The 25,781-nt window shown below is 27.3% G+C and carries 23 protein-coding genes; 4 read left to right on the forward strand and 19 right to left on the reverse strand.

Annotation, left to right across the window (positions count from 1 at the left end; all coding sequences use genetic code 11):
- Window positions 1-542: 542 nt before the first annotated feature.
- Window positions 543-1,838 (reverse strand): phosphopyruvate hydratase, encoded by a 1,296-nt coding sequence (eno, locus tag A966_RS00755; RefSeq protein ID WP_008721464.1) that lies wholly within the window; start codon window positions 1,836-1,838, stop codon window positions 543-545.
- Window positions 1,839-2,421: 583 nt separating this feature from the next.
- On the opposite strand from eno, the gene A966_RS00760 reads away from it, so the two are divergent.
- The 3 genes from A966_RS00760 to kdsB are packed head-to-tail and all read left to right on the forward strand — an operon-like array spanning window position 2,422 to window position 4,153.
- Entirely contained in the window at window positions 2,422-2,808 is a 387-nt protein-coding gene (locus tag A966_RS00760) for a hypothetical protein (protein WP_008721466.1), read from the forward strand.
- 53 nt (window positions 2,809-2,861) lie between these two features.
- Window positions 2,862-3,347: a PTS sugar transporter subunit IIA gene (locus A966_RS00765; protein WP_008721469.1), complete on the forward strand. Its 486-nt coding sequence runs from the start codon at window positions 2,862-2,864 to the stop codon at window positions 3,345-3,347.
- Between the two features lie 35 nt (window positions 3,348-3,382).
- A complete protein-coding gene (gene kdsB, locus A966_RS00770) occupies window positions 3,383-4,153 on the forward strand; it encodes a 3-deoxy-manno-octulosonate cytidylyltransferase (RefSeq protein WP_008721471.1) in 771 nt (256 codons plus the stop codon).
- A gap of 393 nt (window positions 4,154-4,546) precedes the next feature.
- Here kdsB and gpmA read toward each other — a convergent pair whose 3' ends face one another.
- A complete protein-coding gene (gene gpmA, locus A966_RS00780) occupies window positions 4,547-5,293 on the reverse strand; it encodes a 2,3-diphosphoglycerate-dependent phosphoglycerate mutase (RefSeq protein ID WP_008721475.1) in 747 nt (248 codons plus the stop codon).
- 127 nt (window positions 5,294-5,420) lie between these two features.
- On the opposite strand from gpmA, the gene A966_RS00785 reads away from it, so the two are divergent.
- On the forward strand, window positions 5,421-6,980 hold the full coding sequence (locus A966_RS00785; protein WP_008721477.1) for a DUF6348 family protein: 1,560 nt from the start codon (window positions 5,421-5,423) through the stop codon (window positions 6,978-6,980).
- Between the two features lie 539 nt (window positions 6,981-7,519).
- Here A966_RS00785 and A966_RS00790 read toward each other — a convergent pair.
- The 17 genes from A966_RS00790 to A966_RS13115 form a co-directional block, all read right to left on the reverse strand.
- Window positions 7,520-8,956 carry a 6-phospho-beta-glucosidase gene (locus tag A966_RS00790; RefSeq protein WP_008721479.1) on the reverse strand — a complete coding sequence of 479 codons (1,437 nt, stop codon included), beginning with the start codon at window positions 8,954-8,956 and terminating at the stop codon, window positions 7,520-7,522.
- A 146-nt stretch (window positions 8,957-9,102) separates the two neighbouring features.
- Window positions 9,103-10,500: a PTS transporter subunit EIIC gene (locus tag A966_RS00795; protein ID WP_008721481.1), complete on the reverse strand. Its 1,398-nt coding sequence runs from the start codon at window positions 10,498-10,500 to the stop codon at window positions 9,103-9,105.
- A 169-nt stretch (window positions 10,501-10,669) separates the two neighbouring features.
- Window positions 10,670-11,497 (reverse strand): BglG family transcription antiterminator LicT, encoded by an 828-nt coding sequence (licT, locus tag A966_RS00800; protein WP_008721483.1) that lies wholly within the window; start codon window positions 11,495-11,497, stop codon window positions 10,670-10,672.
- A gap of 536 nt (window positions 11,498-12,033) precedes the next feature.
- Window positions 12,034-12,867: a hypothetical protein gene (locus A966_RS00805; RefSeq protein ID WP_008721486.1), complete on the reverse strand. Its 834-nt coding sequence runs from the start codon at window positions 12,865-12,867 to the stop codon at window positions 12,034-12,036.
- Window positions 12,868-12,985: 118 nt separating this feature from the next.
- A complete protein-coding gene (locus tag A966_RS00810; RefSeq protein WP_008721489.1) occupies window positions 12,986-14,833 on the reverse strand; it encodes a methyl-accepting chemotaxis protein in 1,848 nt (615 codons plus the stop codon).
- 294 nt (window positions 14,834-15,127) lie between these two features.
- A complete protein-coding gene (locus A966_RS00815; protein WP_039955480.1) occupies window positions 15,128-16,969 on the reverse strand; it encodes a methyl-accepting chemotaxis protein in 1,842 nt (613 codons plus the stop codon).
- A 586-nt stretch (window positions 16,970-17,555) separates the two neighbouring features.
- Window positions 17,556-17,762, reverse strand: a complete 207-nt coding sequence (locus A966_RS00820; protein WP_008721494.1) for a hypothetical protein — start codon at window positions 17,760-17,762, stop codon at window positions 17,556-17,558.
- A gap of 3 nt (window positions 17,763-17,765) precedes the next feature.
- A complete protein-coding gene (locus A966_RS00825) occupies window positions 17,766-18,098 on the reverse strand; it encodes a hypothetical protein (protein WP_008721496.1) in 333 nt (110 codons plus the stop codon).
- 30 nt (window positions 18,099-18,128) lie between these two features.
- Window positions 18,129-18,389: a hypothetical protein gene (locus A966_RS00830; RefSeq protein ID WP_008721499.1), complete on the reverse strand. Its 261-nt coding sequence runs from the start codon at window positions 18,387-18,389 to the stop codon at window positions 18,129-18,131.
- A complete protein-coding gene (locus A966_RS00835) occupies window positions 18,386-19,225 on the reverse strand; it encodes a hypothetical protein (RefSeq protein WP_008721500.1) in 840 nt (279 codons plus the stop codon). The genes A966_RS00830 and A966_RS00835 overlap by 4 nt, the downstream gene beginning before the upstream one ends.
- A gap of 84 nt (window positions 19,226-19,309) precedes the next feature.
- Window positions 19,310-19,903: a glycoside hydrolase family 19 protein gene (locus tag A966_RS00840; protein WP_008721502.1), complete on the reverse strand. Its 594-nt coding sequence runs from the start codon at window positions 19,901-19,903 to the stop codon at window positions 19,310-19,312.
- A gap of 10 nt (window positions 19,904-19,913) precedes the next feature.
- The gene (locus A966_RS00845) at window positions 19,914-20,540 is read right to left on the reverse strand and encodes a hypothetical protein (RefSeq protein WP_008721505.1); all 627 of its coding nucleotides are present in this window, start codon (window positions 20,538-20,540) and stop codon (window positions 19,914-19,916) included.
- A gap of 12 nt (window positions 20,541-20,552) precedes the next feature.
- Entirely contained in the window at window positions 20,553-23,096 is a 2,544-nt protein-coding gene (locus A966_RS00850; RefSeq protein ID WP_008721507.1) for a hypothetical protein, read from the reverse strand.
- 608 nt (window positions 23,097-23,704) lie between these two features.
- Window positions 23,705-24,586, reverse strand: a complete 882-nt coding sequence (locus A966_RS00855; protein WP_008721509.1) for a hypothetical protein — start codon at window positions 24,584-24,586, stop codon at window positions 23,705-23,707.
- Window positions 24,587-24,644: 58 nt separating this feature from the next.
- Window positions 24,645-24,935, reverse strand: coding sequence for a hypothetical protein (locus A966_RS00860; RefSeq protein ID WP_008721511.1), 291 nt, complete (start codon window positions 24,933-24,935; stop codon window positions 24,645-24,647).
- Between the two features lie 8 nt (window positions 24,936-24,943).
- Entirely contained in the window at window positions 24,944-25,300 is a 357-nt protein-coding gene (locus tag A966_RS00865) for a hypothetical protein (RefSeq protein ID WP_008721514.1), read from the reverse strand.
- Window positions 25,301-25,437: 137 nt separating this feature from the next.
- Window positions 25,438-25,764, reverse strand: a complete 327-nt coding sequence (locus tag A966_RS13115) for a hypothetical protein (protein WP_008721517.1) — start codon at window positions 25,762-25,764, stop codon at window positions 25,438-25,440.
- Window positions 25,765-25,781: the final 17 nt, after the last annotated feature.

Here is a 25,781-nt window from a genome sequence, read left to right on the forward strand (position 1 = left end):
GATTGGCTTTATGACTTCTTTAACGCACGCAGAATAGATTTTTAAACATAATTAACATTGTATTATTAATTAATTTATATTTTTTGCTTCGTCTATCGTGCGGTGAATAGGCTTCAAATTTTAAATACGCTTGGGCGGGTGCTAACAAATGTTATTTAAATCATAAAACAGTATGAAGCTAAACTTCAAAGTAAAGCAATGAACTATGAAGGGCGGGGAGTGAAAAAAGTTTTTAAATTTTTTGACTTTTACTAATTCCCACCCTCTAGGCTTATTTATTTAATTCTGAAATTAAGATTTTATTTGCATTTATATTTTATTTTCATTTATTAACGCCCACCCAAGTTTTGATTGGCTTTATGACTTCTTTAACGCACGCAGAATAAATTTTTAAACATGGAGCAAATTTTATTTTTAATTAATTCTATATATCTTGTTTAGTTTACCGTGCGTGAATGGATAAACAAAAAGGCAGCAACAAGATATTGTTACTGCCTTAATCATTGTCAATAAAAATTATTATTTAATATTAATCAATATTATTATTTTATAACATTATAAAATGCTTTTTTACCTAAGTAAATAGCTCTGCTGCCTAATTCTTCTTCAATTCTTAATAATTGATTGTATTTAGCAATCCTATCACTTCTTGAAGCAGAACCTGTTTTAATCTGACCTGCATTAGTAGCTACTACTATATCAGCAATAGTAGAATCTTCTGTTTCTCCAGAACGGTGAGACACTACAGCAGTATAGTTATGAGTTTTAGCAAGTTCTATAGAATCTAAAGTTTCAGTTAAAGTACCTATTTGATTTACTTTAATCAAAATAGAGTTAGCAACACCTTTATCTAAACCCATTTGAAGTCTTTTTACATTAGTAACAAACAAGTCATCACCTACTAATTGAACTTTACCGCCTAATTTTTCAGTTAATATTTTCCAGCCGTCCCAATCATCTTCAGCAACACCGTCTTCTATAGAGATAATAGGATATTTATTGCATAAATTAACATAGAAATCAACCATTTCAGCAGGAGTTAATTCTCTGTTGTCAGATTTATGGAATACATATTTTTTCTTATCTTTGTTATAGAATTCGCTTGAAGCAGGATCCATAGCTATCATTATATCATCACCTGGTTTGTATCCAGCTTTTTCTATAGCCTGCATAATTACTTGAAGAGGCTCTTCATTATCTTTAAGAGTAGGAGCAAATCCGCCTTCATCACCAACAGTAGTGCTTAAACCTCTGTCATGAAGTATAGCTTTTAAGTTATGGAATACTTCAGCTACATAGCGTATTCCTTCTTTGAAAGTAGGAGCACCAACAGGCATAACCATATATTCTTGGAAATCTATTGGAGCTGATGAGTGAGCGCCGCCGTTTAAGATATTAGCCATAGGAACAGGTAAAGTTTTAGCGTTAGTACCGCCTATATATCTGTATAAAGGCATACCTAATTCTTCAGCAGCAGCTTTTGCTACGGCAAGTGATACGCCAAGTATAGCATTAGCACCTAATTTACCTTTATTTTCAGTACCGTCAAGTTCTATCATAGTTCTGTCTATTTCAACCTGATCTAAAGCATCCATACCTATTAAATCATTGCAAATAATTTCATTAACATTTTCTACGGCTTTTTGAACACCTTTACCCATATATCTTGATTTATCGCCGTCTCTTAATTCTACTGCCTCATGTTCTCCTGTAGAAGCTCCTGATGGAACTGCAGCTCTTCCCATAACGCCGCTGTCTAAGTAAACATCTACTTCTACTGTAGGGTTTCCTCTTGAATCTAATATTTCTCTAGCTACTATATCATCTATTAAAGACATATTAAAACTCCTTATAAATTATAATTCTTATATATAATATAACATAAAATATAAATTTCAAGTGAAAAAAACGAACATATAAAAAATATATTTTATATTATTTTTCGTAATTTGATTTGTTTTATACCATGGCAGTGTTTATATGAAAAGAAATTTATATATATATTTGCATTATTTTTTATTATTTATAAAGTTTTAGTAATTTGTCAATCATAGCAGCAATGTTTTATATATTGTACAAATTATTGTTTTAATATATAAATACGCAGTCATTCACAGACACCATAGTCAGACAGTATCACAAAAGAAATATTTATATACGAAGCAGCAGCTGTATAATTGCCCAAACAATTAATAAAGAAAATTCTTTTTGAAATAAATATATTATAATTATAATAGTAAATAATCAAACCCCAGATATTAACAGTAAAAAAATATATACTTCCTTTTAATAATTGAATAATTCTAAAAAATACTTTGTTTTATAAGCTATTAAATAACGGTACAAATTTATAATATTATATGAAATTATAAGTTGACATATTATAAAATAAAATGTAATATTATAATAAGGATTTATATTATGCCAAAATACCTTTTGCCGGAAGAAGAGCTTTCAAGAGCATCTGATTGGATAAGTAATTTTTTGATGCGGGAAGGCTATCATGCTGATTATACTATAGAAAGTTTATTCGAAATAGATAAATTTTTTAAAGAAAAGATCAATTTGGTATTGGAAAGAGATGATAATAGGAATTTTATATTTTCTATAAGTGCCTATATAGGCGAAGTTATAAGAAAAAAGTTCAATGGTCATTGGGACTTGTCAAGGGATATAGATCTAGATGATGAAACTATAGGAATTAGTTTCAAGAATTATAAAACTATATATCCACTTAATATCACATTAGAAATAATACAAAAAAAATATACTATGAAGCAATATTTAAAAGATAATTTTGGAATTTAATATAAACTTTTTATATTAAATTATTATATTATATATAATGAAGGTTTAATTATATGATTTCATTAAGTGATGTTGAAAAATACATAAAGAATTCTTATGTCATTTTAGATTTAAAGGCAAATAATAAAGATGAAGCTATCAGTGAAATGCTGATATACTCAGAGGCTAATGGTCTTAGAATAAATATAGCACAGATAATAGAGTCTATGTATAAAAAAGAAGATATTATAAGCAGCGGTTTGGGATATGGCGTTGCTTTTCCGCATGTAAGAACAAATCAAGTTGAAGATAATGATATAATATTTGCCATATCAAAAAAAGGATTAAACTACTCGTCACTTGATAAAAAACCGGTTCATTTACTCACAATGTTTTTAACTAATAAAAACAGCAATGAAAAGTACTTAGGTCTTTTATCTCTATTTACAAAAATATCAAGAATGAGTATGTATCCTGTTGTATTATCAGAATCAAAAACTATAGAAGAATTTAAAGAAAAATTAATAAATATATCCAAAGAAATGCTTAATTCTAAATAAAAATAAGAGAAATAAATATATTGGAGTTAAATAAAATGGCTAAAATCACAGCAATAATACCTGCAAGATATGATTCAACTAGATTTCCTAAAAAATTAACTTATGAACTGCTTGGCAAACCAATAATCATAGCGGTATATGATAATGTTAAAGCTGCTGAAAAAATAGATGACTGCATTGTTGCTACTGATTCTAAAGAAATAATGGATATATGTGAAAAAAATAATGCTAAGGCGGTAATGACTTCATCAGAACATACTTCAGGAACTTCAAGAATTATAGAAGTTGCTAAAAAAATTGAAAGCGATATTATTATTAATGTACAGGGGGATGAGCCTTTAATAGATGAATCAGTGCTTAATCCTTTGATAGATGCTTTTGAAGATGAGAATGTTGATATTGCTACTTTAAAAACAAAAATAGATGATAATAGCCCTTTAATAAAAGATGAGAATGCTGTTAAAGTTGTTACAGATATTAATAATTATGCGATGTATTTTTCTAGGGCTTCCATACCTCATAAAAGATTTGATCAGAATATAAATACTGAATACTATAAACATATAGGAGTTTATGCTTTTAGAAGAGATATTCTATTAAAAATAGAAAATTTAAAAGAATGCAGATATGAGGTAATAGAAAAACTTGAGCAATTAAGATGGCTTTATAATGGAATGAAAATAAAAGTTTTAGAAACAAACAAATTTATTCATGGTATAGATACAAAAGAAGATTTAGAATTAGTTCAGAATTATTTGAGAAATTTTGCTCAAAGCGAATTAAATAATGAAAATTTATACAAGTAATTATTAATCACGACAAAAAATGTCATCATTAAAATGTATTATTCTTAAATACAAATTTATTTTAAGGATTTAATATGCTTGAAATTATCTTTATAGTATCAGCTGTAAGTTTATTTTTATTTACAGACTTTGAAAAAATTTTCATTACTATATTAGATACAGTCTTTGAAATTATTAAGAGTGTATTGATTATTGTGTTTTTAGTGAAACAATTTTTAGTAAAAAATATAAGCCGATTTCTATATGATATTTTTATTGAACCTATAATTTATATTCTTGGTTTTTTAAATAAAAAAAACAATTAAAATAAAATACTATTTAATAAAAAGGAAGTCTTTTAATAATTAAAGACTTCCTTTTCTATTTTTTAGCAAATAAAAAACTATATATTTCTTATTTTTTCTTACCTTGATTAGCTACTGCTTCCATAGCTTTTTTAACTGCCTCAGGATCACCTAAATACTGTTTGTTAACTGCTTTGAAATTATCATCAAGTTCATAAACCAAAGGCATTCCTGTAGGTATATTAAGCTCTGTGATATCAGCATCAGATATATTATCTAAATATTTTACTAATGCTCTTAAGCTGTTTCCATGTGCTGCGATAATTATTTTTTTACCTGCTTTAATATCAGGAAGTATAACATTTTCCCAGAAAGGCACTACTCTTTCAACTGTATCTTTCAAGCATTCAGTTAAAGGAAGTTCTTTTTCTGATAAGTTCTTATAACGAGGATCATGTCCTGGATATCTTTCATCATCTTTTGTTAAAGCTGGCGGAGGAGTATCATAGCTTCTTCTCCAAATTTTTACCTGATCTTCTCCATATTTTTCAGCTGTCTGTGATTTGTTTAATCCTTGTAAAGCTCCATAATGTCTTTCATTTAACTGCCAGCACTTCTCTACAGGTATCCATAAAAGTCCCATTTCTTCTAATACTAAATTTAAAGTTTTGATAGCACGTGTTAAAGTAGAAGTATATGCTTTATCAAAAGTGAAGCCTGCTTTTTTAAGTTCTACGCCGCCTGCTTTAGCTTCTTCTATACCTTTTTCAGACAAAGTAACATCTGCCCAGCCTGTAAACAGATTTTCTTTATTCCAAACACTCTCACCATGACGAATTAAAACAACTTTTGTCATTTTATAACTCCTTATAATGATATTAAATCTATTATATACTAAAATTATAAAAAAGTTAAACAAAAATATATTGTTTTATTACTATAAATGTATTATATTCTACTAATAATAAATAAGGATTTTATGCATGAATAATGAAGAATTAGATTCAAAATTGCAAGAATTATATGAAGAGGGAAAACATAGCGAAATCATTAAATTAATACTTTCTTTACAGGAAGATCAATTAAATGATGATATTAAAGGGCTTCTTGCCGTAGCATATAATAATATTTCTGAATTTGACTTAGCAATAGATATATTAAATTCTTTATCTGAAGAAACTAAAGATAATCATACTTGGTTTTATAAAATTGCTTATGCATATTCAGGAAAGTCTGATATTAGCAATGCAAATTTAAATATAGACAGAGCATTATATACATTAGAAATGAATAAATATTCTATAAGCGATGAAGAATATGATTATTTCAGCAATTTATATAATAATTTAAAAGAATATATTCAAAATGGAAGCATACATTATGAGGCTAATTCTGTTAATATTGATGATCCTGATTCTATAATAAAGGATATATCTTCTATTTTAGCAAATGATATAGAAAATGAAGTAGTAGAAGGAAGTATTGTTATAAAAAAATGGAATATATTTATCAATGCTTATCCGGAAACTATAACAGATAAAAGTGCTGTTATTAACTATTATATATCTAGTCCTGATTGGGACAGAGATATATTTGAATGCTGTGCTAGTGCCGGCAAAAATGCAAATACCGCTGCAGGACTTTCAAATGGAAGTTTTATATTTGGTATAATGACAGGTATAAAAGCCATGAATGAAAACATAATACTTGATGAAGTTGAAACAGAATTTGCCGGAAAAAAACATAAATGGAAAGTTTATACTAGTAATTTAGTTAATATGGGGCAAGATAACGGAAAGCCAAAAAATATAAATACTTATTGGGATATGTTTAAAGATGATATTTTAAAAAGAATAGGAAATCAAAAAATTTGCTATATTAAAATATATGGGGCTAAGGCTTCTAATGATTACTCTATAGGAGAGCTTAGAATAAATGATGTTAATATACAAGAGCTTTCAAATAAAATGAATGAATATGTAAAAACTTGGAATGAAACTGATTTTTTATCAGATAAGCAATTTTTCTTTTTGGTCCAGGATAATGAAACTTATACTCCTTATCCATTCAGCAATAATGATATTCTAAAATTTATTCAGGAATATTCAAATATAATTTTAAATTTAAAAGAGTCTGAAGAATCTTATGATAAATTAGGAAATTTAGCAGAAAAGCTTACAAAAGACTATACTCTTGCATCAGATTTATTCCTATTTCTTCCTGAAATATGTGCTGATAATGAGTTTTTTAATGAACTTCATTCATCTGAAAAAATTAATTTTAATTTTGAATCAGAAGGAAAAAATATCACTGTATACAAAACTCAGCTTTATACATATCATTTAATCAATAATTATTTATTTGAGCTTTTCAAAGAAAGTGCATTCAATGGAAAGGAAAATGAAATATATGAAAAATTTATAAATATGAGTGCATTATATAATATATACTTACAAGTAAAAGAAGATTATAAAAATAAAATGCTAGAGAATCTTGAAGTTAATTTATCTTTTAATGTAGATAATGATTATAGTATTAGATAACGCACGGTAAGCGAATATAATAAATATAATAAAAACTACATTTAACATAAAATAATATTTTTTAATTTTATTTATCGTGCGGTGAATAATTTTTTAATTCTAATCAAAACTTGGGTGGGTGCTAAAATTTCTTTTTCAGCAATAAAAAAATTAAATATAAAATTACAAAGTAAGTAAAAAAATATAAAGGGCGGGAATTAGAAAAAATCAAAAAAATAAAATTTTATTCTAAAACCCCACCCTCTAAATTTTTTATCTTTATTTAAATTGTGATTTTATTAATATTTGTTATTTAAAATATAAAAAGCATGCCCGCCCTAGCTGTTATTAGACTATTAATTTTTATTAACGCACGGTAAATCTATTTTTTATATATTAATTAAATATGATTTTCAATCATCATATATTTAAAATTTCACTCACCGTGCGTAATAATCAATCTAAATCTTTTATTATTGCTAGCGATAAACTCACTTAAAAATATCTGATAACTTCCAGATGCTCATTTATCGCTTAAATTTAAATCATTCTCGTAATAATTAGTCTAAATCTTCACCATTAGAAGCTATAACTTTTTTATACCAATTAAAAGATTTCTTTTTATATCTGTTTCCAGTTCCCGAACCGTCATCATTTTTATCTACATATATAAAGCCATAACGTTTTTTAAGCTCACCTGTTGTAAATGAAACTAAATCTATACATCCCCAAGGTGTATATCCCATAAGATCTACGCCATCGATTTCAACGGCCTTTTTTAACTCTTTTATATGTGCTTTAAGATAGTCAATACGATAATCATCATCGCAAGAGCAGTCTGATTTTAATTCATCAATAGCACCAAAGCCATTTTCTACTATAAATAGAGGAATTTCATAGCGTTCGTAAAGTGTAACAAGAGAATATCTAAGACCAACAGGATCAATCTGCCAACCCCAATCAGAAGCCTTTACATAAGGATTTGCTATTGAATTTGCTGTACTTCCATCCATAGTTGACTTTGTATCTTTTTGCACATCAGCTTTTACTGCATTTGACATATAATAACTAAATCCTAAATAATCAACTTTTCCTTCTGCTAATATCTTTTCATCTTCTGCTTCCATAATAGGAGCATTATTTTCTCTTTGCCATTGTTTTTTTGCAAAAGAAGGATAATGCCCGCGGCAGTGAACATCAGCAAAATAAAAACGCTCATGCATACTTTCAGCAGCAATCATTATATCATCTGGATTACAAGAGTATGGATAAAATGGAACAAAAGAGCACATACATCCTATTTTAAAATCAGGATTTATTTCATGACCTTTCTTTACAACAAGTGCAGAAGCCACAAGTTCATGATGTACAGCTTGATACATAGCTTTTTTAGGATCATCAAACTTATCATATTTTACACCAGAGCAAGTCCAGCCAAAAATCTCAGCGGAAGTATTGCTTTGATTATTTATTTCATTAAATGTCATCCAATACTTAACTTTATTTTTATAGCGGTTCATAACAGTAACAGCATATTTTACAAAGAAATCTATAACTTTTCTATTTAACCAACCGCCATACTCTTTAGCCAAATGATACGGCATCTCAAAATGACTGAGTGTTATAACAGGCTCAATATTATGTTTAAGCAGCTCATCAAACATATCATCATAAAATTTTAATCCCTCTTCATTAGGCTTATCTTCATCACCATTAGGAAAAATCCTTGTCCAAGCGATTGATGTACGAAAACATTTAAATCCCATTTCAGCAAATAATGCAATATCTTCTTTATATTTGTGATAAAAATCAATTCCATCATGATTAGGATATCTTTCACCGTCTATAATGCCGTCAGTTATACGACGCATAACACCATGGGCACCGGCTGTAAGAACATCGCTTACGCTTATACCTTTTCCTCCTTCATTCCAACCGCCTTCAAGCTGATGGGCAGCTACTGCTCCGCCCCATAAAAAATTATTTGGTAAACTCATAACTTACTCCATTCTAAGTTTATTAATTATTTTTATTATATTATTTTTATTTTAATATTGTTTAAATCAAATGTTAACTTAACTTTTGTTTCAAAGTATTTCTATATAAAGTGCTGCAGTTTATCAATAGCATTCTGAAACAACTTTTATTTATCAGATATATCCGAATTTACAGGATCTTCAAAACCTACTATCTGCACAAGCACTATAGAACCTATAATTGCAATAGCACAACCTACTACTTCACCAATAAATGAACTTGGATTTTTCGGACTTATAGCATTAACAATAGTTAAAACACCTGGAAGTCCTGAATATATATAATACATTGATCCAAAGAAACTTGTTACAACAGCACCTAAAGCACCTGCTATACATCCGCATATAAAAGGTTTTTTAAGTCTTAATGTAACACCATAAATTGCAGGTTCTGTAATTCCGAAAACACCTGTCAAACCTGCAGAAAAAGCAACACGTTTAAAATCCTTGTTTCTTGATTTTAAGAATACACCAAAAGCGGCTGCCGCTTGTGCTACAACGGCACATGTTTGGAAAGCCTGAAATGAGTTGCTGCCGTTATTTGCAAAATCTGCAAGTATAACAGGTGTAATTCCCCAATGAACACCAAATATAACAACAACCTGCCAAAAACCGCCTATTACTAAAGCAGCAAGAGCTGGAACTGAATAGTAAATGAAATTATATCCTGCAGCAATAGCACTTGCAAGCTTGTCTGAAACAGGTCCGATTACAACTATTGTTGCTGGAACCATGATTAAAAGACATATAAAAGGTGTTGCTAAAGGTTTAATAACATCTGGAAGTATTTTATAACAGAAACGCTCCAAATAAGATAAAATCAAAACTAAAAATAAAGGAGGTAATACGCTTGAAGTATATGTTGTTTCTGACAAACTAAATATCAAAAATTTTATTGTTTCGCCATTTGCAATACGAGATGCCATATCATTCCAGCTTGGGTTTACAAGAGCACAACAGCAAACAATGGCAATATATGTATTACATTTAAAATGTTTTGATGCTGTTATAGCTATAAATATAGGAAGGAATGTAAATGGTGTCCAAGACATAAAACTTATTACTTCATAAGTTCCTGTCTTTGCAAACTCTGGTGCAAACTGTGTTATTATAATAAGACATCCCTGAATAAGCCCTGCACTTGCTAGTATATATACAAAAGGTGCAAAAACTGCTGACATTGTAGCGATAATTCTATTTAGTAAACTTTCTTTTACTTCTGCAGCACCGCTTTGTTTTGTATCCAAATTAAGCTCTTTTGATACTGTATCAAATACTTCTCCCACATGAGTACCGATTACAATTTGGAACTGACCTCCTCTTTCAACAACCGTAATTACTCCAGGCATTGATGAAATTTTTTCTTTGGCATCATTTGGGGTTTCATTTAGTACCAAACGAAGTCTAGTAGTACAGCGAGACACATTGGTAATGTTCTTTTCACCTCCTACAGCTGCAATTATGTCTCGTGCTAATTTTGAATAATTTCTGATAGGTTCTGACATAGTTATTCTCCCTTAAAATTATAATTTTTATATATTTTTAGTCTTTTACATAAAACTCAATAAAGTTTTTTAAACAAAAAAATCCAGATAAAAAACAGAGTTATTTTCCGCTTTTTAATCTGGATATTGCCGAATTTAATCGTTACAAGTCCTAAATATTAATTTATTTTTATGACATCACCCTTACAATATGTACCGCTAAAAAAGTTATTTCCTCATCTCCTATTTCTATATCATATTCTTTGCTAATAAGATCCGCTATTTTTACCGCACATTTATATTCTTCAGGATATTCATTTCTTATAGTATCGGCAAGAGCATTTGATTTCACCTCTAAAAATTTTTGCTCAATAATTCTTTGTGCAAAAAATAATAAATGTGTTACAAATCTTTGATAATCCAGCGAATCCTCATCTAACTGCTTACCAACAAAAAGACTTACCACATTTATTGATTTTTTCACAATGCCTATCATTGACTCTGTATGAGACATATTTCCATCATATTCTGCATTTACAATATGCATTGCAATAGCGGCAGCCTCTTCTTCTGGTAATCTTATACTAAAATGTTTCTCTATTATATTTAAAGCATATTGACCAATTTCAAATTCTTTTTTATATATTTTTCGTATTTCCCAATAGAGTGCATTTTTAAAATCAATTCCTTTTTCAAAACGCTCTATTGCAAAATCAATATGGTCTGTTAATGTAATATATATATTTTTATTTAAATCTTTTTCTAGATTTTTTTTGGCATATTCTATAATTTCAGATCCGGCATTTATTGATTCTATTTTTACTTCTATAAATAGCTGCTTTAGCTTATCCGTTGATGATTCTGTATCCATACGAAATATTTTATCTATTTTTTTATCATCAATTTCCTGTCCTACCTTTTGTTTAAAGCCTATCCCATTTCCAACAACGATTATTTCTTGTCCATTTTCATCAGCTGAAGCAACTACATTATTATTTAAAATCTTTTTAATAATCATTATTTTGCCGCAAAATATAAAATTGCAAAAAAAAATCCAAACAAAATAGTATAAGTTATAATATAACTAATAATAATTGTTTGGTATTGCCTGATTTAACAGTAGCAAGCCTTATTACTTAAAACAATATAACATATATATGTATTTTTTTCAAGAATTATTTTTATTTTTATTGTTTGACGATTATGTATATTATATATATAAAATATTTTAATATATAAAAACACAGTATTTCACTATGTACATCAGTATGAAAGATAAATTTTTATTGGAATTAATGTGGAAATCGAATCAAAAACATATTATAAACTTTAAATATTATTATTTTAAATTATTATAAATAATCATTAAAATAAGTTTAAACAAGCCTATACTATAAAATTTAAAAAGTAATATGGGATTAAATAAGGTATGGAAAGGTAAAAATATTAAAATAGATATTGTATTTGAGAAATGTCAAAATAAAATAATAAGAAATTAATAAATATTTAAATTCAATATATCAATATAAAATATATTTATTAACAATAAAAAAATTAATTAAACTCATAGTGCAAAACATATCTGTCAGTAATATATTCATATCCGTAGCATATCAATGCTATATAATACTTTTTATTAGACTCAAATGATGTATTTAATTGATTTATACCCTGTTTTAAATAGTTATAATTTTCATCAAACAAAATCATATCTATATCTTTTGAATATTCTAATTTAATATTGATAGAAGTATTTATATCAGTATCATTTTTTATCTCATAAAAGTCTATATCTATTAATCCGGATTTTTTTATATATGGTTTAATATATTCATCTATATTGAAATAATACTTTAAAAAATATCCATAAACCATTTCATTAGGATAGTGAATAATATTAGCCTCATTAATATTATTATTTGGCTCTATTTCATTTGAAGGCAGATAATCATCATTAAATATAAATTTCAAATTATATCTGCATTCTTTATCAGCATTCAATTTGAAATAATAAACATCATCATTAAGCAGAATATCTTTGAACTCTATAAATCCATTATAATTAGAAATATCCTTGGAATTAATACTAAATATACTATCATTACTAGAAGAAATAATATCTATATGAATATTAGCGTCAATATTATAAAAGGACATAGTAAAATCCATTACAAAACCATTAGTAGGATTTATCTGATAAAAATCTGTATCATTATCATCATCGATATTTCCTCTTATTATAGTATTACAATCTATATACTGAGAATATTCCAAAGAATCATTACTCTCTATCTCTTCTCTTTTCAATATATTTTCACTATATATATTATCATCACCATTTCTACAAGATATGATAAGGATTATTAAAAGTATCAATTTATATTTCATTTTTATTTCTTTAATTTTATTATATTAAACAATATATATTTTTTTATAAAAGAATGCAAATATAAAAAAGCCTATAGAAATTAATCTATAGGCTAAAAAATCATAATTATAAAATATTTTAAACCTTAAAGAAAGACATAAGTTCTTCTAAATGATTAGCCTGATCTAATAAAGATTTAGATGCCGATGTAGACTGCTCTACTAAAGAGGCATTCTGCTGAGTGATACTGTCCATTTTGGATACTGCTGTATTTACCTGATCTACTCCTGCCTCCTGCTCTACTGCTGTATGACTTATGTCGCTCATTATCTTAGAAGTTTCCTCAATTTTACTTTCTATATCTCTAAATATCTCCTGAGAATGTCTTGCCATTTCTGCTGATTTATTTATTTTTTCGTAAATATCTTCTATAAGCAAAGTTATATCTTTAGCAGATGCTTGAGAGTTCTGAGCTAAGTTTCTAACCTCGCTTGCTACAACAGCAAAACCTCTGCCCTGATCTCCTGCTCTGGCTGCCTCTACAGAAGCATTCAAAGCTAATATATTTGTCTGAAAAGCTATACCCTCTATAACTTTTGTAATATCCTTTATTTTAGCACTAGACTCATAAACATCTTCTATCATCTTAGTAGTATCAGCTATGACACTTCCTCCTTCTACTACTGCATTTCTAGAAGCTATCATAACTTCATTTCCATCTACTGAATTCTGGGCTGATGACTTTATAGTAGAAGCCATCTCCTCCATAGATGAAGCAGTCTCCTCCAAGCTTGATGCCTGATACTCTGTTCTGCTTGCCAAATCCTCACTTCCCTTATGCAGTTCTGAAGCTGCACTTGCTATTTCCTTAGAAGAATTAAGAACCTCTGAAATCACCTCTATAAATCTATTTCTCATCATATCAAATGCATTCGACAATTCTCCTATTTCATCATGCCTATTGGATAATGAAGATTGGAAAACAAAATTTCCTTTAGCCATCTGATATGCTTCATCAACTATATTTTTTATAGGCTTAATAGTTTTACCTATATAAAATCCAGATATTACAGAAGATAATATAATACCTGCTATTCCTAATAATGTTCCAATTATAGTGATTTTTTTGCTTTCAGCATATAATAAATCTTCTGTAATACCTGCCATCATAATCCAAGGCTGAGTTTTCATCTTTTTATAAAAAGCTGTTCTATTAATATCTTGAAAATTATATGTAAATAATCCTGAATCATGTCCTGCAGGCGGTCTTAATGAAGCATTAGGTATAATACCTATTGTAGAATCTATATTATGGTATACGCATAGCAAATCTTCTTCATTTAAAACAAATATAGACCTTTTATCAGACAATTCATTTCTAGCATCTTTTAAAGTATCATTTATTATTTTAGTCCAATCAATAAAAGCTACAAAACTTCCTATAAGATTATTTTCTAAATCATAAATAGAATGAACTATAGGAAGTACAAATCCTTTATTTATATCTGATTTATATATAACATCACTAGTAGCATGATCATATCCTGAATCAGCAAACTCTTTCCATAATTGAGGATATGTTGAAGCCATGTCTAATCCAGCATTTTTCTTATCTCCGTCATAACCTTCTATTACTTTACCATCTAAATCTATTAAATCTAATGTTAATATATAATCATTGTTATCAAATAAATTTATCATAGTAGTTATTGCTTTTTCTTTGATATTTTCATTTTTTGTCTGCATATATTCTATTATTGTTGGTATTCTTGAATATGCATCCATTATGAGAAGCTGATCTTCAAGCATTGTATCCAATAAAGTTGAATAACCATTAACCGAAGTTTGAAAGCCGGAATATGTGGCCTCATTTATAGCTTTACTTGCTATTTGTATAGAAGAAAATATAATTGTAAATGACAATACAACTATAACTATATTAACAATTAAAGGAATTTTAACTGTTATACTATTAAACTTTTTCATAAAATACCTCTGTAAATAAGAAATTATTAAATACTTTAAAGAGTAGGTATGTTATTTTGTAATAAGAACATTCTAACACTATTTATTATAGTATAATTTAATTAACAAAAAAAGTCAATTAAATTATACTATAATATAAAATTATCATTATAAATATGTTGAAAAAGTTTAATATGTACAATTAAAAAATAATATAAAAACAAAAAATATTGCTTACTTTTCAATTATAAAGTGATTTAAAGTTAAAAAATGATATTAATTCTTATAAATGCCATAACAAATATATGAAAAATTTTATTTAACTCTAAAGAAAGACATAAGTTCTTCCAAATGTTTAGCTTGATCTAGTAAAGATTTTGTAGCTGCTGTTGCCTCTTCCACTAAAGCAGCATTTTGCTGAGTAATACTATCCATTTTGGATACTGCAGTATTAACCTGATCCACTCCTGCTTCCTGTTCTACTGCTGTATGGCTTATATCATTCATAATTTTTGAAGTTTCTTCTATTTTAAGCTCAATATTATTAAAAATATCCTGAGAATGTCTTGCCATTTCTGCTGACTTATTTATCTTTTCATAAATGTCTTCTATAAGTGATGTAATATCTTTAGCTGAAGTTTGAGAGTTTTGTGCTAAGTTTCTAACCTCGCTTGCAACTACGGCAAAACCTTTTCCCTGATCTCCTGCTCTGGCTGCTTCTACTGCGGCATTTAAAGCAAGTATATTAGTCTGAAAAGCAATGTCTTCTATAACTTTTGTAATATCTTTAATTTTGGCACTTGCTGCATAAACATCTTCTATCATATTGGTAGTATCACCTATTACAACGCCGCCCTCTTTAACTGCATTTTTTGAATCTATCATGACTTTATTACCATCAACAGAGTTTTGTGCCGATGACTTTATAGTAGAAGCCATCTCTTCCATAGATGAAGCTGTTTCCTCTAAACTTGATGCCTGATACTCCGTTCTTTGTGCCAAATCTTCAGTACCCTGATAAACCTCATTAGCAGCATTGGCTATTTCTGAAGAAGCAGATAATACATCTGTTATAACTGTTACTATTTTATCACGCATTACTTGAAAAGAATGGGAAAGCTCCCCTATTTCATCATTTCTATTCTTTATAACAGCAGACAAAGTAAAATTACCTTCAGACATCTCTCTTGCCTCTTCAACTATGAATTTCATAGGCTTGATAGTTCTATGTATATAGAATATGGTTATAATTGTAGATAAAGCAATACCTATAATTCCTATGATAATACCTATAAATGTCATATTTCTGCTTGAAGCGTATAATAAGCTATCTGTTGTTCTTTCCACCATAACCCATTCTATAGAAGATAATTTCTTAAAGAATGCTGATATAGCCTCTCCTTCTCTTATATAGTTAAGAAGACCTGAATCCTGATTACTAGGTATTACAAGGGCTCCTGTAGCTTTGGAAAATAATCTGTTTTTATTATTATGATAAACTATATCTAAATTATTATTAACTACAAAAAGAGTTTTATCTTCTGAAAATTGGTCTTTAGAATCTTTCAAACTTTCATCTATAATTTTACCCCAATCAACATAAGCTATAAAAGCACCTACTACATTATTATTCTCATCTCTGATGCCCTGCAAAACAGGAAGTATAATATAGTCTTCATGTTTATATATATTAAATGATAAGGCTGTATTATAATTTTTAGAAACAAATGACTGCCATAATTCAGGATATGCCGAAGATATACTATCTCCTGCTTCATCTTTACTTCCATTATATGACTCTATCACTCTTCCGTCCAAACCCAACATAAATAAATCTATTATGTAATCATTATTTTCAAAGAATACTGTCATGGTATTTATGGCTCTGTTTCTAACTTCTTCGCTTCCTGTAGACATATATTCTTTTATTGTTGGAATATTTGCATAAGATTCTATAAGTATAGACTGATAAGATAGTATGCTGTCTATTAATGAAGAAAAACCGTTGACTGAAGTTTCAAATCCTGAAGCTGTTACTGCATTTAATTCTTTAGTTGATAAACTTATAGATACCGATATTATTATAACCGATAACATAATTATCATTACTGTTACCATAAGAGGTATTTTTACCATTATACTATTTAATTTACTCATTTTAAAAATTCCTGATTTTACAATAGAGATATTAATTTTACTCATATCTCTATATTTCCTAATAAAATTATAAAAATTCGCAGATATTTTATACAAAAAATACTTATATGTCAATATATTTTTCATAATTTTATAAGAAATATAATACATTTACACTTTAAAAATTATTGGCAAACTATAGATAATAAATAGGCTTGTTTCAAAAGTACTTGACAAATAATTTTACAAGTTTATTTTTTATGCTAAATTAAATAATATTAATTATGGTTTAATTAAATGTCTTAGATGTTGTATAAACTACATGTTTAAGCTACAAAATGCGGTTCTTTAGCCTGCCAAAGGCACACAGAGTGAGGCGTACTGCGCATGGTTCTTTTATACCAATACCGAAAGGTACACCTACTCAATAAAAGAACTGGGGGTTTGCGAAGCACACATAACGGTGCACGAATGTGTGCTTTGCAGCAAAGCCCCAACTATAATAAAAAAATACTCAATTAAAAAACTATGAGTATCAACAAATTAAGTTTTGAAACAAGTCTAATGTAAATTAATAAATTTAAGTATAACAGTTTTCAATAATAGATTAATATTTATTAGTCTGTATATTATACCAATTCTGCCATTCACTTATTTTCATTAAAGAGCGTTTATATTCAAGTAAAAACTCTTTTTCTGTATTGACAGAATTAGGTATATAAATTTTAGGAGGGGTTGACATAGGAATTGTTACATATTTTGTACTGCTGCATCCTATTAAAAATATTGATAATAAAATAGTAATTTTTTTCATAATTTAAAAACTTCTATAATAATTACTTACAATACTATTAAACGCTTTGATACTATCATCACTCAATTTTATATCTTCTATGACATCTATATATTCATCACTATTTGAAAAAGTTTTTACTATATCAATCTGCTTTTTCTTAAAATCATTATCTTTGCTTAACAATTTATTAGAGTACTCCAATTTATATATTTCATTATTTAATTTATCTATCTCTTTATTTTTTATATTTAATTTTATATTTAAAGAAGATACATAAGCAAGCAAAGCTATTAATATCAAAGTAATATAAAAATACTTAGACTTTAATACATTAATTAATACCATTATAAACATGGCGATTTCCTTAAAAATTTATTTAATATATTATTTACTACTCTCTTTACTATCTTTATTATTATTTCTTAATATCTTTAAAAACCCTCTCAAATCAGATCCGAAACTCACAGCATTAAGCCCTAGAAGAATTATTACAACAGCTATTGCCTCTTCTTTGGTAACAATTCTGCCTCGCCAAATAAGATTAACAAATACCCAAATACAGCCTAGTAAAAAACTTATTATGCTTGTATATATGGAAAGTTTTTTATTGGCATTATGCTTGTCCGTAAAATTAAATATACTCATTTACTATGCTCCGCATTATTTTTTAACATATTCAAAAAACTGCCTAAAATAAACTCTTTTAATTCTTTTATATCTTTATTTAAGATGCTGTCTTCTATCTCTCTTAAAGCCTCATTAAAATCATTAATATTTTCTAATTCATTTTCAAATATTTCTCTGCTGTCAGTTTTATTTTCTGTTAATTCTAAATTAATTTTCTTTCTATTGTTTTCTGCATCTATATGTCTATTTTTTATATCATCAAATATCCTATTAAGCTCCATATTAAAAAGAAGCATATTTGTATTAAGTATTATTTGAATATCTTTATTTTTAATACTTTTAATTTCGCTTTTCTGTAATAACTGATTAAAAACTAAAATTATATTACCAATATATTTTTGCTTATATTCTGAATATTTATGCCCTTCATATTTGCTTATTCCATTTTTATAAATAACTTTTCTAAAAACTCTGCGTGTATAAACTTCCCAATTAAGAACTATATACAAAAAAGCTATATAAATAGTTTTGGTGATGTATTTATTTTTAAGATTATATATTTCTGCTTTATACTTTTTTATAGCCTCTCTATAATTATATTCTTTTTCTGTAGGCACTTTTATATTAAGATTATTTAAAAGTTTTTCTTCATTTATTACATCGCTGTTTAATATCTCTTTTTTAACTTCTTTGACATTTTGTATACTGCTGTTAGCATTATTTCCAAACTCTATAGTACCATTTTTTACATCAGCTTTCATATTAGCATGTCTTCCGCTTTTAATAATATTAAAAACAAAGTATGATACAATGATTGCTGAAATACAAATAACTATAATAGCAAAGTCGCTCATATTGTTGCTATGCTCATGCTCGCCTTTAAATATGCGAACAAGTAAACTTATTCGCAGGCTCGCAATTGCTTTCCTCCTTTATTGCTATGCTCCCAATATTTTTAATATTCTATCAAATCTCTTCTGCCTATCTTCAAGTCCATTGTAGCCGCCGTTAATAAGTTTAGTAACTCCTTTCACATCTCCTTTTTTAGCTAGTAATCCCAAGCCTTTCTCTCTCCAATAAAGCAAAGCTATTTCTATAGCAGTGTCAGAATCTTTTGCTAAGTCCGGACTGTTTACCAAATCAATATTTAATTTTTCACCATAATACTTGTAATTATTTTTTCCTGTAAGCTGAATAATACCTCTGCCTCTGTATTTATAGCCTTCATCTTGAGCATTTCCTAATCTACCGCCGTAAACGAAGTCTCCTATAGCCTTAGCACCTTGAGAGCATAACTCTTTAGCTTTCTCTAAAGTACCAACTCTTTTTTTGAACACTTCAAAAAGTCTTTCAGGTCTGTAATTAAAACTCTCTTCAAGCCTTTTGTAATTATTGCTTTCATGCGTAGTCTGTGCCAAAAACATTGCTTTTTCTTTTATGTCAGTAATATCATATTTTTCAAAACCTTTATTTAAAGGCTCTAACCACTTATCATCAATTCCTATTTCTAATAGTTTTTCTTTAGTAAACATATTAAACTCCTTAATTTTGTTTTGGATATTCTGTTTTTATTTCTTCTCTTTTAGTTTGCAGACTTTCAAGCTGTATTTTTTGTTCTTCTGTGAGTAAACCTTGACTAGATAAATTATTTAATACGCTGTCTACAAGTTCAGCACGCACTCCATCTAAATTACTTTGATACTGTCCTTGTCTTTGTTGTATAATATAATTATTATATTCCTCTGCTGTGATTAGATTTTCTTTGAATAATTCTTCATAAGTTTTTGAAGTTATATATTTACTGCCGTCTTCATTAGTAACTATCTTTTGTCTGTCATCTATCTTCTCAAGCCCTAATTCTACTAACTTAATAAAATCTTCTTCATAATTTTTATTAAGTTTATATTTTACTCCATTTCTAATTTCCTCATCTTTATCTAAAACTAATATTTTATTTTTTATCTGCTCTTCTAAACTCATAACTGTGCCGTCATCACTAATAGCTCTAATATCTTTTACTGACATATCTTTTATATTTTCAAAGATTTTATAATTATCATCAGTATTAATTAAGCCTTGTTTTTTTAATAGATTAATTGTCTTTTCTGCATTCTCTTTTACACTAATAATTTTTTTTATTTTATTATTATTATATACTACTATTTTCATTCGCTTCTCCTATTAAGCTATTCTTTTATGTATACGCATCCATCTGTTTATAACTGTTACTTCAGAGCCTGTAGGTACTTGATTTGAAGCTTTAAAACCGCCACCACCATATAAAGAACTTGTAGTCGTTTGTGCAACAGGATATAGATTAGTCCCCTGATATAATACTCCTGAATATAAATTTGTTTGATTTGCTGACGATTGAACTCCGTATTGGAATGTTCCTGTCATATTTCTAATAGCATCTCCTTGAACTCCATCAACCCTATTTTCATTAGAATTGCCGCCCTCTGTTCTTAAAAATATACCCTCATCAGCATATTGTAATTCCCAAACTCCGCCGAATAAATTTTCTGGGCTTTCATTATCATCGAAACTTCCGTCTTCTTTTGCTATTTGAAAATATACTGAGCCTATAGGTTTTATACTATTTAATACTATTGATTCTATTGCCTCTTGAAGATTAGTAACTTCACTGTAAATAGGATCTAATGCGGCGTTTTTTTCTGGTGTGAGATTAAAAGTAAAAACATCATCTTCACTTATATTGCTTCCATCTGTATATTTTAATGCAAAACTATATATAGTTTCAGTATCACTTGATGTTGATACAACTTTATATTCTACAGATTTTCCAGAACTTGATGTTATACCTGAAGTAGAAATATAGTCCCCATTTAAAGTAAAATAATTAGGTATGATATTATTTATTATATAAAAGCCTGTAATAGTGCTAGCTGGTAAATTAGTTATAGTTCCATTTATAGCAGTGTTAGATCCATTTGCTTCTAATGATAAAAAATCATATTCTATATTATTTTCATAATTAAAATTAATGAAACTAAACAAATTACTGTCTTGATTTCTTAATACTCTATTTTTTATATTAAGATTTATAGAATAATTTGACTGCGGTATTGAAACATCATCTTGTCTTTTTATAATAATGTACATTGAGCCTGAAACATCAACTAAAGCAAACTCTAAAGGGCTATCTATACCAGATATAGAACATTCATCTGTTTCTAAAGCTGTGTAATTTACATTAGAAAAATCTGATTCAGCCACTATAGTAATATTATCAAAAAATTGTAATAAAATATTTGATATACCGAATTGTTTTGTTTCATTTTCAATAGAAACTATTGGTATCGCTATCAAATCAAACATAGGTACTATATTGTTTAAATTAGACTGTAGACTATAGCTGCCATCTTCCTGTTTAGTTATAGAGGCTGGTGTTGATGCCCATAATACTAAATTAATAGTATCTGCTATTGGAGTTTTGAACTTTGGAAAGTCATAGCCTGATAAATATAACAAATTAGTTTTTGAATTATCAAAACTCATATCTGCAGCATCATCTACTCCGCTACCGCCTGAACTTATTAAAGTAAGTTTAGATCTATCCGTATTCCAATCTAAAGACATAAAATCTTCATTTACTTTATATATCTTTCCATCTTTTATAATTAAATCATTTATAAAATAATTATTTTCTAATGTATATTCTTTGCTAGTTCCGCCTATTAAACTTATTTTATTTCCATTTAAACTAATATTATTTACGGATATTAAACTATCCTGCTTTGATGATTTTAATTTCTCTATTGCTTTTTGAACTGTATTCGTATTGTTTCCAAAAGAAGAATTGCTGTCATCATAAAAAGTATTTTCTGCTTTTATTAATCTATCTAATCGAGTTTGTATATTACTCCAAACAGGATTTTCTATATCTTCAAGCACTATATATGAAATATTATCTTTTACTATAATTTGATTTTTATATATTTTATTTATTCCATCAAACCAAACAATTATATCCTGTAATGGCTTTAATAATCCATTTAAATTAGTTAATGATCCGCTTGCTTGATTATATGAAAAATCTTTCTGTACTATAAAAAAATTATTTTCATATTCTATTAATTCATTAGCTTTATAATCAGTATCTAATTCTAATTTTTTGAAAGGTGTTAATATATTACAATTAGTTTTTAAATAATAATCCGTGCTGTCGCTTGTAAACTCTTTAAAAACTCTATAAAGATAGCCGTTATTTTTTATTATATCATTAATTTTATAATCTACACTTTCATAATAATTTTTTATAGGATAACTTATATCTAATGAATTTAATTTTATTGCTATCTCATCAAGCATAAAAGCAGAAAAAGTGCTGCTGTAAGTTGTGATTGTAAATTTAAAATTTTTATTTAAATCATTTGGAGGAAAGAAAACTATACTCTTAAAATCAAGCTCATTTCTTATTAAATAAACTTCATTATCTTTAATTTCTACACTTTGTAAATCCTTAAGCTCATCTAAAACTTGAGGATAAACTTTTATATCATCAATTAAAAACTCCATTTCTTCAACTGCCCCATCAATAGCATAACCTATATCTGCACAGAAAAGCCTCTCACCAGAAAAAACTTTTATCTGAAGATTATTAGTATTAAGTTCTAATTCTCCATTTATTTTTAATAATTCAAAAGTATTTTCTCCTATTTTATACTGAAATGGAGCTTGTATATTATTTTCATTAAGAATCATTTTTGTATTTCCTTTAATAGCAAATATTAAAAAATTAGAGGCTGTATTGAATTTTATAAACGAAAATATTAGACTTGTTTCAAAACTACTTGACAAGGTTAACTAATTTAAAAATTATAAAACACAATGTTTTACATGTTGTATAATTTATTATTTTTATACAAATATGCAATCGTCTTCACTTACCGTATGCACGCAAAACTTTACTTAGTAGGGCTAGTACACAAAATTAATAAATAAAATCAGTTTTAAAACAAGTCTATTATTCTAGTATTACCTAAATTTATAGAAATATATTTTTAGCTTTATTACAAAAATTACATATAACTAAATATCTATGACATACGGAAAAATTAAATATAAAATAACAAATTTATTATTATAGTTGTTTCAAAAATATTTTTCTTTATAATAATTATGCGGCTAACATCTACACTATTCTTACTTTGCACATACTGACTTTTTGCTGTCAATATACATGCACAAAAAACTTATATACTAGATAAATAAAAACTTCGTATCCATATACTAAAAATATATTTTAGATAAAATACCAAATATTTTTAATTTTAAAATTAAATAATTTTTAAAGTATTTTTGAAACATGTCTATTGTTTATACCTTACCAAAAAATATAAATATGCTGTGATAGTATTCTCACTATTATTTTTTAGTCCTATCACTGGCTTACTTTCAAATATTGGAAACCATTTTAAATTAGGAAGTCCAGCCTGATAATTATTAAAACTTTTTTGAAACTCTCCGCCATAATAATAATGTGATGAACTGCTTCCAAACCAGCCTATGAAAGGTGCAGAATCATTTATACTTTGATATAGACCGTAAGAAGAAAGAGAAAGTAAAGCATCGCTATTACCGCTTACATATCCTGCTACCTGCAAATACTCTAAATCATCTCTCCAATCTAGTTCCCACTGCTGAGTGCCTGTTCCTGATTTTGTTACAACTTCTTTTATTATAAAACTAGAATTATTCTTTATATCATCAATCATATTATTAATTTCCTCTATATATGAAGGTACTCCTACAGTTCTTTCAAACATATCATTAAGCACACCGGATGTTATTGATGTAGTTATATATCTTCCGCTTACTATTTTCAATTTTTTTCCTGCATAAGAATGATGAAGAAAATAAGTACCTCTTAAACCATCTTTATTAAACCAAAATATTTGACCTTCTTTCGGCATATATTTATCATTTCCTATTTCACCTATAACATTTTGCAAATCTGATACCTTTACATTATTATCATATATTTCAAAAATACAGTCATTAAGAAATGAAAGCGAATTAGTTAAAAGCCCTGTAGATACAGCAACATAATTAGATGCTTCAAAAGGTTCAAGAGAGGGTATTTCAAAATATAAATCTTCTGCTATCTGCAAAGCATTTTCATCTTTAAAAGGATTATATGTATTTGAAAGTCCAAAATAATTTAATATAGTACCTTTAGTGTTAGAAATCATGACATCTCCGAAATATATAAATTTAATTAAAATAAAAATGAAAAAAATATTATAAAAATTATTTATTATTAATTGATTTATCTATTAAAATCTTAAATCTAAAAATAGCATAATTAAGACCTAATCTTAAATAATCATCTTCATCATAACGGCAATATACGAATCTTCCGCTTATTATCTGATACCAAGCCTCTAGTATTATTTTGTTCCAAAACAAAGAAGCTGTATACAAACTTATAAGACAGTCATTAAAATAGCAAAAGTCGTCATATTTAACTTCTCTATTATTAAAAGCATAACTCACAAGATTATCAATTTCTGTCTGCTCTATTATAGAAAAGTGAGACAAATTACTAGCTACATAATTCTTCTCTCGAGCAAAAAACTTTTTATCACCTGAGCAAACTCATTAATATCTTTAGTACTCCATTCATCAAGAAGACTTGTAGCAAGATTATTATTTATTCTAACATCAAGCCATTTAAAAATATCATCATCAATAATCTTTTCTTCTTTCTCTCTTACATACTTAATATTTTCATTAAAGCTAGGGCGATTAATACTCATAACATCATCACTTTTAAACTTACTGCCTAAAGTAGATCGGCTGAACACTTTAACAGGCACAATATTTTCTCCGTCATCTTTATAAACAATTTCTTCTATAATATATCTATTAAAAAAATCAACGCATTTAAATTCTAACTTTTCCATTTTTAAATTCTCCTCAATTTTTTCACTGATAAGATGTGACAATTACATTGCAATATGTTTAAAAAACATAAGGATATTTTTATATACTCCTTAATTTTTTACTATAAATACTATTGAAATTAAATGATTAATTTACATTAATTTTTACTTGATTTATTTCTTCTGATTTTCTTTAAATGAGACAATGAAAAATCAATACTATTATTACTTCTTTTATATTTAGTTACTTTACCATTACAGTAAATTATATCACCTTTATTTAACTTACCTAAAATTTTAAATCTTTTACCATAATCAAACCAAATATGATCTGATAAGATATTACCATTAAAATCCTTGATATTTTTAAATAGAATTGTAGCATCGTTATCTTTATCGTACACATACCCTTTGGAGCTGATGCAAACAAATTCCATTTCTACATTAATTCTTTTACCTATAAATGTTCTAAAACCATCTCTCATAATTATTAATATATAAT

The sequence above is a fragment of the Brachyspira hampsonii 30446 genome, assembly GCF_000316195.1.
In the GTDB taxonomy this organism is placed as follows: domain Bacteria; phylum Spirochaetota; class Brachyspiria; order Brachyspirales; family Brachyspiraceae; genus Brachyspira; species Brachyspira hampsonii_C.